This is a genomic window from Chondrinema litorale, from assembly GCF_026250525.1.
Classification (GTDB): Bacteria; Bacteroidota; Bacteroidia; order Cytophagales; family Flammeovirgaceae; genus Chondrinema; species Chondrinema litorale.
Map to the genome: position 1 here is coordinate 462763 of NZ_CP111044.1, position 15144 is coordinate 477906.

Consider the following 15144-nt stretch of genomic DNA (forward strand, 5'->3'; position numbering starts at 1 on the left):
AATGTCCTAGTAAAATACTCCTTTTATATCATTTAAATCTGATATTTTCAATGTTGTAGTTGGGACAAAATAGGTTCTTAAACTTTGAATACTTGGCAGGTTTCTTTCAATACTATCAGCTGAATGTTTATAAATTCCGTCCATTGAAAACTCTAAGCTCTCGTGAACAAATTTGGAAATAGTATCATTGTTTACTTCTATTTCAATATCTCCTAAATTTAACTCAATTTCTTTTTTATAAGCTTTACCTTTTAGTACTTGAATATTTTTGAAGATTAGTTTGTCATTTTTGAAACCTAAGCTTTCAAAATATAATTCTCTTAAAGTTCCTCCTGAATTACCCTTGTATTTCAAAAATTTTAATGTTAAATCATATGCCTTTTCATAAGATACTGTTGCTAATGTATCAGTGGGTCTGTGTCCTAATTCCAAAACTGAAACTTCTAGAGTATCCTTTGAAATCCATTTAATTATATCTCCATCTATATTAATCCCTTTACCTTCTTTGAAATCAGTTCCTGTTTTTTGAATTTGTATCCCGTATATATCGCTGCTAAATGCCATCATTCCATTTCGAGCATATTTATAAATATCGTATTTCCCATCTAATGATTTTTGTTTTAAAAATTGAAAATATTCAACATCTTTTTGTTCCAAATCTGGGAAACAAGCACTCAAAATCAATATAAACGATACTACTAAAATATTTCTCATTTAAAGCTTTCAGATTGTGTTTATATATCTATCCTAACTCAATTATAATTTTTCAATCTAACAAAATATTAAATTCCTAAATACAAAAGTCAGCAATTTTTCAATTTCAACTGAGGAGTGTGCTAAATAAAAAGGGCACACAAAATTTCCTTAATCTTGTGTACCCCGATTCACTAAAAGTATGTATTCTTATTTTTCTACTTCAATGCTAAATGTTTCAATGGCGTATTTACCAACTTTTAATTGAGGAGAAACTGCTGTGGGATTTTCCTCAATGATGTTGGTATGTTTATAATCTTTTAGCTTGAAAAATGAAGATATATTTACTTGCTCATTGCTATCTTTTGTGTTGTACATTCTTACAATCATATCCTCTGTATCTTCGGCTTTTTTGATAGTAGTAATCATTACATCTTCCACATCGATCGAAAAGAAACTAGCCGATTCTGGCAAAGAGGCATCGACAACATTATCTGGATAAACCACAACTTGTATAGGCTCATTTTTCTGTTTGGCTATTTTTTGCCCTTCTATGCTGTTAGCCTTGTTAGAAGTAAATACATTTTGATAATAATGATTCCCTGCTTGCGAATACTCATTACCTTGCCAGTGACAAGAGGTTCTACTTGCCAATAAGATGTTTTGCAATACTGCTTTGTTTGATTCCAATGCTGTAGGATCAACCCAATCTGCGGCGGCTACTGAAGAACTCAATGTAACAGAGATTTCATTATCAGTTGCTGAAATCCAATCGATAATGGCTCTTGGGTGTACATCTTTACACAAAGGCGTATAGCGCTCACCGGCAGTTTTAATTTCGTCTTTGCCAACTCTCACTCTGCCAAAAGGCACTTCGTGTGCAATTTCTGGATTATCCATATCTATTGGAAAAGCAGTTCTAAACTCTCTGTATAATTCTCCTGTCCAGTTGCGTAAGCTATTGTTAAAATAGATGCGCTTTAGATTGTGATAAATCGTAACTTCTTGTTGTGCGATGGCTCCTCTTATTTCTTGTTCAATGTGATAAGCAGTGTAAACAGGGCCATTTTCTACAATCTTCCATGTTGATTTAACTGCACTGGCTTTCTCAAAACCCTCTAAACTAGGTTGCTGAATATCGCCAAACTCTCCTGCTCCATTCCCAACTGATTGCATGGTATACACATCACCTACTTTAAAATTATCGGTAGTAAACAGGTTCTTATTAAATTCCTTATCATACACTTGGCTTATACCTCCATTCTCAAAACTGATTTTATAAAATGGATTTTCATAACTGTTTGCATTGATTTTGGAGTCAACTTCTTTTTTATCTTTTGCACCATTTGCTACATAATAAGTCGCATAACCGATAGAAGGAATAGCCTCTGCAATAAAGGTGATATCTGCACTTTTTATACTTCCATCATCATAATAAACTACTTTACTGCTTTGAGTTGGAATTAACTTTTTATCAGACTTCATCACATTTACATTGAGCATATCGCCTTTGGCAAAATTCATAGAAACAGTTACTGGATCTGTTCTTGTCCACGAAAGGCTATTAAACAGGACAATAGGAATGCCTAATTTTTCATTTTTTTCTACTCGATCTGCGATAAAATCGATACCTTTCTTTAATAAATCTTGTCCCATCACTTTCGATTTCACCAAGTTCTCTTTAAAGAGATTATCGGTAATATCTCCATCGTGTCCTCCCCAACCATGATCGGGATATATTTTAGCTTGCCAAGCTTCATCTAGTGTTTCGTAAGGATAAGGCATTTTTTGCGGATCAATTACATTAGCTATTGAGAGAAATTTTTCCGCTGCTGGTAATAACTTAGAAGCTTCTCTACTTGCAGAAATTGCTTCGTGATGTGCAGGACCGTGAATATATACCCAAACGTTTGGTCGCTCTCCCATAATTGTATCAACATTCGTTGCATTCTCTGCCGCCAAAGGTAGGAACTCATCCACCGTCATTAGTTCCATATTCGGGAGGGTTATTTTTTGTTCATTTCCAGCTTCGTCTTTCAAATGATCAAAATTGTTCCAAGAATCTATAAAATCAGAATAATCTATAGCAGGTAACATGTCTTGGCTCGATAGTAAAGGTGTGTGGATGTTTGTTCCTTCAAAACTACTTTCCCAAAACTTTACTTGCTCAGCTCCATATTTCAACTTGCTGTTTAAGTCTCTAGAAAGGTATAGCAAGTCATTGCCATAGTGCCCGGGAGAATAAGTAAACACAGAGCTTCCATCTGGGCTTTGCCAATGGAACATCCCTTTGGCATGCCTACTAATTACCATATAATCTACTCCTGCTTTCTTCAGAATTTGTGGCGTTTGTAAAGATTTACCCGGCACATCTACATTCCAATAAACCTTAGCATCATATCCATCAAAATTCTTTTTTACCCATTTTTTCCCTAGGTATAATTGGCGAACCTGATCTTCAGCATCATACATGTCTTCGTAGGGACAGTTATAAGTCGCGCCAACAGATAAGAGTTTCTTGTCGAGTAAAGTGGTCAATCTTTCTTTAGACTCTGGATGTCTGGATAGATATTCTCTCAACATTAAGCCATCTTCAATATCAAAACCGTAATCGTCTCTTACAAATGCATCTTTAATTACTGGAGCTAGCAAGAGTGTATCTCTAAGTACAATACAAACTTCTGGACGATCTACCCAAGCAATATCTTGATGGCTCGAATTCATGATAGAAACCAGTCCATTCTCGTACCTTTTGTCGAAGAAATCATTAAAAATTTCAAAGTATTCTGGTTTGTACAATTTAGCTATGGAAGCAAACCAGCCATTATTATTATTTGTATTATGATGAAACAGATATTTCCCTTCAATATCAGTTTCTGTTAAAATACCTTGGCCATTTTCAAAATTCAAACTGATTTCTTGATCACCATAAAAAATGCTAAAGCTATTTTTTGGTGCTGCCATGTTAAAATATGCCTTTGCTAATTCACCTTGTAAAACAAATTCACTTACTTTACTCTTCTTTTTATCGCTTTTGATGTACACTTTTCTTCCTGCGAAATGAGCAGGTGCATCTACGTATAATACCTCATTTCTTTCTTTAATCATAAAAGCGGCTTCGCTAGTAACCGATTTTTTTATTCGCTCAACAGCATCTTTTGCCTTAAAAATCATTATCCAACAATTCGAATTTTTTGCATGCCCAACAAATTTGATTTTGGCACTTTTACCTTTCTCTAAATAGCTTGTCGGAACAGTTAAGCGAAATGCGCCTAAACCATCGCTATTTCCATCTCTTCTTACTAAAATGTATTCGGCGTTTCCATTTCCCGGATTTTGAGTGATAGATAATGAACCATCGTCATTAGAATTGAAAGTTAAGATCGGTTTATCATTTACATGGATATCAAATGACTCATGTAGGTTTAAATCAATATCACTTAGCATAAAGAAAGTGACTTTTTCAGCAGCATAATCTGTTGGAACTATGCCAGTAAGAAACTCGAAGCCTATTTTGCCTGTAGTGGCTCGAGCTATCATAGATGTGCCGATATCTTCTCTTATCGATGGATAAGAAAAAAACTCAGAGCCGGAAAGCATTTCTTGAAATCCTTCAATGTCGTTTTTACAAATTTCGTAAAGATGACCATTCGTATTTAACTCTTGAATGTGGCTTTGGCTGCTGCCTTCATGCAAGGGAGAAGTAAATGAATTTGATGATAAAGTTTTGTTTGAAACTGCAATTGCTTTATTCGCCAAAATGCAAACAGCAAATAGCAAAATGGTAATTGTTAAGTAGTTATATAGTTTTTTATGTTTCATAGCTTGGATTTATATATTACTAAACCGCTTTAGTTTTTGATGAAAATTTTTATACTCCACAAGATTTTCTTACTAATAATTGAGTCTGTAGTATTTTTTCATTGATGAAGTTTTCATTTTTCTTTTCGATTTCGTTGATTAGAATTTCAATAGCAAGATTGCCTATATCACTAACAGGTTGTTTGGTAGAGGTAATTGGTGGATCGACTAAATCGAATGCGCCGAGTTCATCAAAACTGATAATGGCAATTTCATTGGGGACATTTATACCTAAAGATTTTAATTCTCTGAGTCCGGAAGCTGCTAAATAGTGTGTAGTAAAAACGATTGCATCCACCCCATTCGAATTGCTATTTAATTCTGATATGGCATCTTTTATCTCAGCTTCAAAATTAAATCTATCGACCTCTTTGATAAGGTTTGTGTTTATATCAATATTACTTTCGCGAAGTGCAGTTTCGTAACCCAATCGCCTTTGTTGCATAGCATCTAGCTTACTTTTAATTGTAATTAGTGCAATGTTTTTCTTCCCATTTTTTAATAGATGTTCGGTCATATTTTTCACGCCGCCGAGATTATCTACTATTACATAGTTGGTTTTAATCTCTGGATAATGCCTATCTACTAATACAAAGGGAAATTTAGAATTTTTAAGTTTTAAGATGTCGGCTTGGTTACATTGTGTTGAGGCTATTACTAAACCATCCACTTGGCGGTTAATCATGGAATGAATCAATTCCTTTTCTGTTTCGGCATTTTCATTCGAGCTACTAAAAACTACCGTATAGCCAAATTCTTTTGCCTTAAGCTCTATATAGTGAGCTATTCTGGCATAAAAAATATCTGAGATATTAGGAACAATGAGGCCAATTGTTTCACTCTTACCCAAACTTAAACCCCTTGCCAATTGGTTGGGTTTGTAGTTGTTGTCACGGGCAAAATCCAATATTCGCTTTTGGGTTGCTTTACTTATTTTATTTTCATCTCCACGATTGTTTAGCACTAAAGAAACCGTCGTTTTCGATAGTTTCAATTTCTCTGCAATGTCCTTTAAGAAAATTTCCTTCATTAACTAAACCGCTTTAGTGAAGTCCAAATATATAATATTCGTAATTATATCATCAATTTAATTCGAAAAAAACTTGTTCTTAAATTATTGATATGGAGGAAAAATTAACTTTTATTCTGAGCAATATATCAATAGATTGCTACTATATTTAGGTTTAGAAATATGTTTAATTTCATAGAAATTAGAATGAGGCATCTTTCAATTAAAGGCAAGTCAAACTCATTTCAATAAAAATAAGGCATCTTCCCAATCTTCTGGTGTATGAATTTTTATAAGCTCGTTCTTCTTGAATTTTCCAGCGTCTTTCCTATCTCCAGTTTTAGGGTTAATCCATTCACCAGTTAGTTTTTTAGATTTAATTTTGTTCTTTAGGTCAAGGGTAATTTCTGCTGGTTCTGGAAGATAAACCATAATTTGCTTATCCCCAGAGCGCATTGCTACATTTAAAGAATCGGCTGCTCCCACTCCATTTACAATAATTGTCTGATCTGGAATAAAACTCCACCAATCTATTGACTTCATAAACTGAGTGTAAATAGATAAACTCCTCGCACCTTCTGAAAAGATGGCTTTTTTCCAATCTTCTGTAACATACTTCGGGTTTGTACCGAAACTCCAAATGTTTGAATTGCCATAAGTATGCAAACCTCCTGCAAAAGTAGCCCAATATGCTTGCTTTCTTATTTTGTGTGGAGTAATGGGTTTAGTTGGATATTCAGGCCCATCTTCATAAGCACCTTCACCATGTAAAATGGGAGCAAGTTTCATACTGTTATAATCTTTTGAAACCATGCTATAAATCGAAGTGTACAAATCCCAAGTTTGGTTCATGTTAAAATCTAACCAAGGTGCCTCCATAAAAGATTCTGAAGTAGTGTGCCCTCCTCTAATGTGGTAAGACATTAAGGTTTTAGTATAATCTTCATTGCCTGCAACTCCTTCTGTTACACCTTTAGCTAACAAATTCCATATATTTATGCAGTTTTCATTCTCAGAGAGTACATCTCCGCCCATACACCAAATAATATTCTTCCTTTCTTTATACCTACTGCCTAAAAATTTCCCATAACTATAAGCATTTTTTTCATTTATCAGGTTATAACCGTCGTCTTCTGCCATACCAAATAGTGGCAGAAATAAAATGTATATGCCATATTCATCTGCCTTTTCAATTATATAATCCACATGGTCCCAATAATCATAAGCTGTTTCATCTTTCGGATTATTACCTTCAGTAATGGCTGGTTTCATTAAAGCTTCATCCTCAAATGCCTTATCTCCATAAATATTTTCAAGTTCTGGTACTATAAATGGATTTTTGTGAACAACCGCTGCATGAATCACAGAAAAGCTCTGCTCAGCTCTTGTTTTCAAATAAAAATCAACTTCTTCTCGATTGAGTTTTTGGAAAAGTCCCCAGCCAGTATCTCCCAGCCACAAAAACGGCGTATTATCATGACTAACCAAATATCTACCATTTTCACTGACAGAAAGTTGGCCATGAGCAAATTGTCCGCAAAAGCATAAAACTGTAATTGTTAAACCAAAAAAGAGTAGCTTATTTTTATTAAGAAAAAAGTTTATGGCATTACATAATAGTAAATAAGATAAGTTAATTGTGGTATTTCTTTTCATATTAAAGGAGTACTAAAAAATGTAAGGAAGCTTGAAATTTTAAAATAATAAATATTTAGTACTTTCTAAAATGCTTATTAAATGGTTCTTTAAAATTTAATATTGAAATTAGACTATGACTTTAGAGCTTATTGTAAATCTTCTATTTTCCAAATGTGTTAATCATCCATTGCTCTACTTTTTCTAACAGAGCAATGGATTTCATAAAGAGTAAAATTTAAATTACTTATTGATTAGCCAATACATCATTCTCAACTTTTCTCTTTCAGATGAGTATTAAAGTAACTTATCGAATCACTCAAATAGGTTCTAAGAACAACTTCCCATTTTACCTATTACCCACTGATACTTAGCTTATTAATGAGAGATCAATTAAGTATTTCTTCATAGTAGTTTATGAGTTATTTAGACAATAGCTTCTCAGCCTGAGCAATGCTATAATCCATCCTTTCTTTGATCTCTATAATCTTTACTTTTTCCTCTTTCAAAAGCTCCTCTTCTTGTTCTTTTGTCATCATGGGTTTATCATGCGATTCATCATTTTTGTTATGCATTTTATGAGGAAAAGTTTTAGAATAATTTCTCATCCACTCCATCATATCTTCTTGTGCTTTTGATAGCTCAGTGATAGCTTTATCATAAGTTTCAGTTTGGGTAGAGTCAAACTCTTCTTTAAGTTTTGTTTCGAAAGAATACAAGACTCCCATCTTATCCATCGCTTCATCATGGATTTTTAAAACTTCATCCTTCAATGTAACTTGAGTATCTTTTTCTGTCGATCCTGAACAAGAAATTACTAAGAGGCTAATAAAAATTAAATAGGTTGTTTTCATCATTTTAATTAATGGTTATAGAAATTGAATCATAAAATATGCTGATTCTTAATCACTTACATATGGCAAATGATTAATTAAAACAGCTATAATACATTTTGGTAAATATTCGAATTGAGAGCGCCACACAAGTTTAAAGAAGCTTAATCAGGCATAACTAAAAGACTGCTTATTTTTCCAAATAGGAATGATAAGATTTTACTTAAATGTTCAATACAGAAACACATATCTGCATTCAATCATTTTAAGCAAAATGAAATTCAGTTATCCTGAAAACTGCCAAATGTGTACAAGGCTATTTAAGACAAACCTTGTGGGGGTCTAAAAACTCCTTGTAGTGCGCAATTGCTTTTAATAAAATGGTAAAAGGAGTTATAATCTTTTTGAACAATGATATTTTCAGCAAAAGGCATTTGTAATTTATACTCGCTGAAATATAAAGTTTCAAACTTCAATTTTAAGGTTGAGGGTAATTGCTGCGTGTTGCTTTCTTCCGTTTTTTTTAATTTTTTCTTTAAGTAACAAGAACCATAACACATAGTAATAGCTTCGTCTCTCTTTTCACACAGGTTTCGAGCAATATATTCCTGATTGATTTTAAAAGAAAATACAATCCATACTCTGGTAGTAATTTGCACCAAAAATAAGCTTACTAATAATATGGAAATTATACTTTTCAACAATTAATATTTGCAGCTAAACTAGGGAATTAATGTGTATTAGAAAAACTTTCAAAGTTTAACCAAAACATCCAGATTTCTATTCTCAGTATCAAACTTAAAGCAAAGAGTTATTAATAAACTTAAGTCAGTTTTTCTTGTTCAGTTTCAATTCCATTTATGCTTGCTATACCAACTTTATTTGTTTTTCCTCTTAACAAAATCATTCCCATAGATTCTATTATTATATTTTGGCAAGATGCAATTCGCTCTAATAAATATTCAGATACAAGAAAATCTTTATCGTATTCATTGCAAACACTTTGGATTCTGGCTGCGGTGTTCAAAGTATCTCCGTGGTAAGCTATGTCTTTTTTAATTTCTCCTATTTCCACTGCGGTTACTTTACCTAGATGCAAACCCGCTTTAAATTCAGGAATGGTACCATAGTTTGTGGTATAATAGTCTGCTCTTTTCTGAAATTCCTTTTTGCATGCAAAGAAAAACTTAATACAATGTTGGTTTTTAAGTCCTTCATTTTCTGGCCACATAAGCACTATTTCGTCTCCCACATACTGGTACACCTGAGCATAATTCGGTAGTATCACTTCATTAATATCATCAAAACAATCTCTTATAAATGCGCTATATTTTAAATGTCCTAACTTTTCTGCTGTTGCGGTTGAGGATTTTAAATCCATAAACATAAAAATTCGCACCTCTTCTTTGGGATGTCTGTATTTGCCCAATAACAAAGGCACCACCACTCCCGGACCATATTTTTTATTTACCTGATTGATAAAACTAATTATGAGGGTCATAAAAAAGTAATAGATCATTAGAAGGTAAAATAGGTTATCCCATGTGGTATCACTAATCATAAAACCAGATTCATAGAATGTTACTGGTACAAATAAATCGAATAGCTCAACCCTTAAAAGCCATAAAAGAAAAATTAGTAGCAAAAGTGATGTAATGGTTTTGAAGAGTATTATTTTACCGATGGGTAGTTTCTTAAAGATATATTTATCAAAGTAATAACCTGTTTGCCCTAGTATTAACCCATACAAGGCACCAGTTATAACAGCCATTTTTATAAATGATATAAAACTAATTGCGATTAATACTTTATAAATTTGACTGATAATCTGCGCATGGAGATACATGATTGTAACAAGCAAACAGTTTGCTATTATCCAGAAATTCATTTGGATACCCATGTATGAAAGTAATGGAAACCTTGCTACAAAACGATTGGCAAATGTAGTATATTCAAATTTTTTCTTCATCCATTGCAAGTTAATCCATTGGCCCAAACCTTCTTAATAACAATCGCTTTTCAATTGTCTATTTGAGCATTTTAATCCCTAATCTACTACTTTTTTGATCGATTAAACTTGTAGGGGGATAACCAAAACGCTTTTTAAAAGCAAAGGAAAAATGAGACAGGTTTTCGAAGCCAGACTCATAACATGCATCTATTGGTTTTCTATTGTTTTCTGAGAGTTGATAATGTGCTAATTCCAAACGCTTTTGTGTAAGCCATCTTTGAGGAGTTGTATTAAAAGCTTTTTTAAAATCCCGTTTAAAGCTAGTAAGGCTTCTACCTGTTAGATAGCTAAATTTTTCCATCGGCATGTTAAACATGTAGTTCTTTTCCATAAAACTGATTAAATCGACTTTGTAAGGATCGTCAAAATTGGCCAAAATACTGTCAATTTCATTATCAATTGTTCTTAAAATGCTAATGGCTTCATTAATTTTTAGCAAGGCTAGATACTGAGGCATAGGTTCGTTCAAATCGAAATAAGGAATTAGAGAAGCCAAACAACTCGCCAACAAAGGATGATTCTTAAAACTACAAATACTTGGGATGGGCAAAGTCTTAACTTGAGGCTCTATACTTTTATAATAGCTTCTTAAAATATCTGAAGTTAACAACATCACCACGGTTTTATGTGGCAAGCCATCTTTCGGATAATTGATGACTGTGGCCGGCTTGTTTCTTGGAATAAGGAAAATATCTCCTGTTTTGAAATAATGTGTGGCTTCTGCCTGAACAATCTTAGTCTCACCAGAAATAAACCAAATAAGCATGTGCTGATCGAACACAATCTCTGATTTAAAAAACTTATCGTCGTAACAAGAAAGCTTAATTTCGGGTGTCAGATATTTCGATATATGATCCATTTTTAAAATCTGGTTTAATTTCAAAATTTACTAATTTATTTCAGAACCTGATTCTTATAACCTAAAAAAGTTACCACCTAATTGATGGTAACCATTAGGCTTATTTAGCTCAATCAGCTTTAAATTTTATCCCAGTCATTTCTTCACTTAAATTCCATAATTGTTTGGCTAGGTTTTCATCTAGAGAGTAAGGTTGTACTCCTCTTGAGCTTGAGGGATCATCGTAACTATGAACAATATTGCCTAAGTCCAATTCTGCTACATCTGAATCTTCGCAATAAACTCCACCGATGTTGTTAAGTAAAGGACTGGTAGCACACCACACAGTAGTAGCGGCACCTTGCGAAATAGTTTTAAGTTTTGCCGCTACTTCAGGCAAGATGTTTCCCTGAGTATCACACAAACCCATTTGTTGAAATAATTCAATTGGTGCTTCACGACCTAGCTCTGTACCATTAATAGAACCCGGATGTAAAGAATAGGCTCTAATGCCAAATAATTTTCCCAGATTGTCTAACTCTACAGTAAATAAATTGCAGGCAGTTTTTGACTGTCCATAGCCTTGTAATGTTTCATATTCACGATGTTCAAAATTAGGGTCTTCAAAATCGAAAGGTGCCATTTGATGCCCAAATGATGAAACATTTACTACTCTTGCCCCATTGGCTTTTTTTAAAGCTGGCCATAATCTAGCTGCTAGATGAAATTGCCCTAAGTAATTAATAGCTAGCTGAGATTCAATACCTCTACCATCTCTTCGCAATGGTACCCACATTATTCCTGCATTGTTAATTAACAGATGAAGCGCCCTACCCGATTCTAAAAACTTTTCTGTAAAATCATCAATAGATGCAGGATTAAATAAATCCAATGACTCAATTTCTACTTTAGCTATTCCTTGTAGGTTTTTCTTTGCTTTCTCAATATCTCTTGCTGGTACAATTACTGTTGCTCCTGCTGCTGCCAACACTTTAGTTGTTTCTAAACCAATACCAGTATTGCCACCTGTTACTATGGCAATTTTGCCAGAAAGATCGATACCATTTATCACATCACTTGCTGTGGAAGATGCATTAAAACCTGAGCCTAAAGGTTGTTGTAAGATTGCATGAATACTATTTTGTCTCATTTCTTTAAAAGTTTTATTTAAGACAAAAGTAGATGCCATAACATCATACAACTTTGTTTAAAAGACCAACTTTGCTTTGTTTATAAGACCACTATTTCATAATAATTCAGATGCAAAAAGTATAAAATCTAACCGGCTCTAAATTGAAAGTATAATATTCGGTATGCTGCAAAATAATAGCAACATACTGCAAATCATTCGTATTCAATCCATTTAATTTATTATTTTGATATCTAATCAATGAATGGTCTCTTCTATGTTTTATAATTATTTAAAGGTTGCGATTAGACGATTATGGCGAGAAAAAAACTTTGCCATGATCAATATTTTTGGCTTAACAATTAGCCTTACCTGTAGTATTTTGATTTTTATTTGGGTAGAAGACGAGGTAAGATTCGATAGGTTCCATAAAAACATTGATAATATTTACCGACTAATGGTAAATATGAAATATCCCGATGGCAGCATAAATACATGGTGGGGAAGCCCACAACCGCTAGAAGAAAAACTGGAAGCCGACTATCCAGACATTGAAGCAGCTACCATGGTTACTTGGGGTAATGAGCAGTTATTCTCAAAAAATGAAAAAAACTTAATTAAAGAGGGCTATTTTATTAGTGATGGATTTTTTGAGATATTTGATTTTCCACTCCTCGAAGGGAACACTAATCATGTTTTAAAAGAAAAATATTCCATTGTTATCTCAGAAAGGTTTGCCAGCAGTTTTTTTGGCAAAGATTGGCAAGAAGAATCTGTTATCGGTGAAACTATCTTATTTGAAAACAAACACCCATTAACCATTACTGGCATAGCTAAAAACTCACCTACTTTCTCTTCGCTTAAATTCGATTTTCTCATTCCATTTGAGTTTTATTTAGAGGTAAATCCTGCAACTAAAGAGTGGGGAAATTACAATAATCCCATGTTTATAAAATTAAAAGCAGGTACAGATTTAGCTACTTTCAACCAGAAATTTGATTTAGCGATTCAAAATTACCGAGACGATGGGCACCACAAAAATGCGCATACTTTCTTGTTTCCTTTTGCCAAAAGCCACCTATATGGAAATTTTGAAAATGGGGTAAACACTGGTGGACGAATTACCTATGTGATCTTATTTACCATAGTGTCGTTCGTTATTTTGCTTTTGGCCTGCATTAATTTTGTTAATCTAGCTACAGCCAGATCGATGAGAAGAGCGAAAGAAGTAGGTATTAGAAAAGCGATTGGCGCCAGAAAGATCACCTTGATTAAACAATTTATTGGAGAGGCATTTTTGCTTAGTTTTATTGCCATTGTATCTGCTGTGGTGTTGGTTTTTATTTTACTTCCGACTTTTAATGAGCTTACCGAAAAACAACTGAGCCTCGATTTCACCAATTCTCAGCATTGGTTTCTGTTACTTGGTGTATTATTTTTTACAGGTTTAGCTGCTGGTAGCTATCCTGCATTTTTTATCTCTTCTTTTCAACCAATAAAGGTATTGAAGGGCAACTTTCAATCTAAGTTTAATATCGGTCTCTTTCGGCAAGCGCTTGTATTTTTCCAGTTTACTATCTCCATGCTTATGGTAATTGGTACGATGGTGGTCTATCAACAAGTCAATTTTATTATGAATAGAAACTTAGGTTTCGATAAAGAAAATGTGTTGATGGTCGCGCTAGAAGGAGAAAGTAGTGATAACTATGCTACTATTAAACAACAATTGTTGGAACAAAGCAGTATTGTTCAGGTTTCGGCGGCTAATCCTAACCCTTTGCAAATTGGCTATACTGTTACCGCTGTAGATTGGGAAGGTAAACTCGAAGGCTCAGAAATAGAGTTTAATCACCTTTGGGTAGATTTCGACTTTCTTAAAACCATGCAAATGGAACTGGCCGAAGGCAGAACATTCAATAAAGAGATTGCTCAAGATTCTAGCAACTATATTGTAAATGAGGCAGCTATTAAGGCAATGGGTATCCAAAGCCCAATAAATAAGTCATTCTCGATGTGGGGAGAAAAAGGGCAGATTATAGGTGTTGTTAAAGATTTTCATTCAGGCCCTATTTACAGTACCACCAAGCCTTTAATCATCCGCATTAATAAAAAACACAATTATATGATGGTGAGGTTAGCTGCTAGAAAAACTACCGAAGCCATCTCCGTTTTAGAAAAAATACAAATGCAATATGCATCAGCTTACCCTTTGAACTACTGGTTTTTAGATGAAAATTATAATCAGATTTATAAGACTGAGCGTGTGATGAACGATTTTGTGGCTTACTTTGCCATTTTTGGAATTTTTATCTCTTGTTTAGGTCTTTATGGTTTAACAGCGCTCAATCTGCAACAAAGAAATAAAGAGATCGGCATTCGTAAAACCTTGGGTGCTTCTACTTCAAATATTTTTCTTCTCATCTCAAAAAGTTTCGTCAAACTCATTGTAATTGCTTTCATCATTGCTGTGCCCATCGCCAATTATCTGCTTTCTGAGTGGCTCGACGACTTTGCCTACAAAATAGATTTAGAGTGGTGGTTTTTTGCCTTATCTGGCTTGATTGTACTTCTAATTGCACTAGTCGCTGTAAGTGGTCAAAGTATCAAAGCCATCTTTATCAATCCTGTAGATAGTATTAGGAATGAATGAGGGTTTATCACTTTAGAAAATTTAGTTTTGGAGTATGATTAATTAACCTAAATTGTGCATGTTTAACTTTTTACGCTTATCTTGATAGAGATACTAAATCTGTACAATATGAAGATTGCAATTACAAATAATACTCCTTCTGTAAAGGAAATTATGCGAGCGTTGAAAAACTTTTTTCACCAGAAAAATGCTTATAAATTTTCAATGTCAGAAGAAGATAAAACTTTAAAGGTTTATAAATCTTCTGTTGTAGGAGTAAAAATCAAAATTCTAGAAAACTATATTGTACTAGAAGATATTGTTCCATCAAAAGCAAACAGATTCGTTGTTTCGCTTTTTACATCTTTATTATTTGTTGGTTTAGGCACAAGTATCATATTATTTTTAGAAAAGTTCTCATTATCACCATGGTTAAAAATGGAGAAAGAAATAAGTACTTGTTTAATGCAGAATTATAAGTGGTAATAAGACTTCTTTTGGAATAG

Annotated in this window: 11 protein-coding genes; 2 read left to right on the forward strand and 9 right to left on the reverse strand. The window is 33.5% G+C overall.

Annotated features, from left to right (window positions below):
* Positions 1 to 6 precede the first annotated feature (6 nt).
* The 9 genes from OQ292_RS22245 to OQ292_RS22285 form a co-directional block, all read right to left on the reverse strand.
* Positions 7 to 714, reverse strand: coding sequence for a hypothetical protein (locus OQ292_RS22245; protein ID WP_284686148.1), 708 nt, complete (start codon positions 712 to 714; stop codon positions 7 to 9).
* Positions 715 to 903: 189 nt separating this feature from the next.
* Positions 904 to 4515, reverse strand: coding sequence for a glycoside hydrolase family 38 N-terminal domain-containing protein (locus tag OQ292_RS22250; RefSeq protein WP_284686149.1), 3612 nt, complete (start codon positions 4513 to 4515; stop codon positions 904 to 906).
* A gap of 49 nt (positions 4516 to 4564) precedes the next feature.
* Positions 4565 to 5584 (reverse strand): LacI family DNA-binding transcriptional regulator, encoded by a 1020-nt coding sequence (locus tag OQ292_RS22255; RefSeq protein WP_284686150.1) that lies wholly within the window; start codon positions 5582 to 5584, stop codon positions 4565 to 4567.
* A gap of 219 nt (positions 5585 to 5803) precedes the next feature.
* Positions 5804 to 7219, reverse strand: coding sequence for a glycoside hydrolase family 140 protein (locus OQ292_RS22260; protein ID WP_284686151.1), 1416 nt, complete (start codon positions 7217 to 7219; stop codon positions 5804 to 5806).
* Between the two features lie 401 nt (positions 7220 to 7620).
* On the reverse strand, positions 7621 to 8055 hold the full coding sequence (locus OQ292_RS22265; protein ID WP_284686152.1) for a hypothetical protein: 435 nt from the start codon (positions 8053 to 8055) through the stop codon (positions 7621 to 7623).
* A gap of 296 nt (positions 8056 to 8351) precedes the next feature.
* Complete coding sequence (locus OQ292_RS22270) at positions 8352 to 8732, reverse strand: hypothetical protein (RefSeq protein WP_284686153.1); 381 nt, start codon at positions 8730 to 8732, stop codon at positions 8352 to 8354.
* Between the two features lie 122 nt (positions 8733 to 8854).
* Positions 8855 to 10000 carry an adenylate/guanylate cyclase domain-containing protein gene (locus tag OQ292_RS22275; RefSeq protein WP_284686154.1) on the reverse strand — a complete coding sequence of 382 codons (1146 nt, stop codon included), beginning with the start codon at positions 9998 to 10000 and terminating at the stop codon, positions 8855 to 8857.
* A gap of 58 nt (positions 10001 to 10058) precedes the next feature.
* Complete coding sequence (locus OQ292_RS22280; RefSeq protein WP_284686155.1) at positions 10059 to 10901, reverse strand: helix-turn-helix domain-containing protein; 843 nt, start codon at positions 10899 to 10901, stop codon at positions 10059 to 10061.
* Between the two features lie 109 nt (positions 10902 to 11010).
* Entirely contained in the window at positions 11011 to 12030 is a 1020-nt protein-coding gene (locus OQ292_RS22285; RefSeq protein WP_284686156.1) for an SDR family NAD(P)-dependent oxidoreductase, read from the reverse strand.
* A 256-nt stretch (positions 12031 to 12286) separates the two neighbouring features.
* On the opposite strand from OQ292_RS22285, the gene OQ292_RS22290 reads away from it, so the two are divergent.
* Together OQ292_RS22290 and OQ292_RS22295 are read left to right on the forward strand one after the other, a co-directional pair.
* Positions 12287 to 14659 carry an ABC transporter permease gene (locus OQ292_RS22290; protein WP_284686157.1) on the forward strand — a complete coding sequence of 791 codons (2373 nt, stop codon included), beginning with the start codon at positions 12287 to 12289 and terminating at the stop codon, positions 14657 to 14659.
* 108 nt (positions 14660 to 14767) lie between these two features.
* The gene (locus tag OQ292_RS22295; protein ID WP_284686158.1) at positions 14768 to 15124 is read left to right on the forward strand and encodes a hypothetical protein; all 357 of its coding nucleotides are present in this window, start codon (positions 14768 to 14770) and stop codon (positions 15122 to 15124) included.
* Positions 15125 to 15144 lie beyond the last annotated feature (20 nt).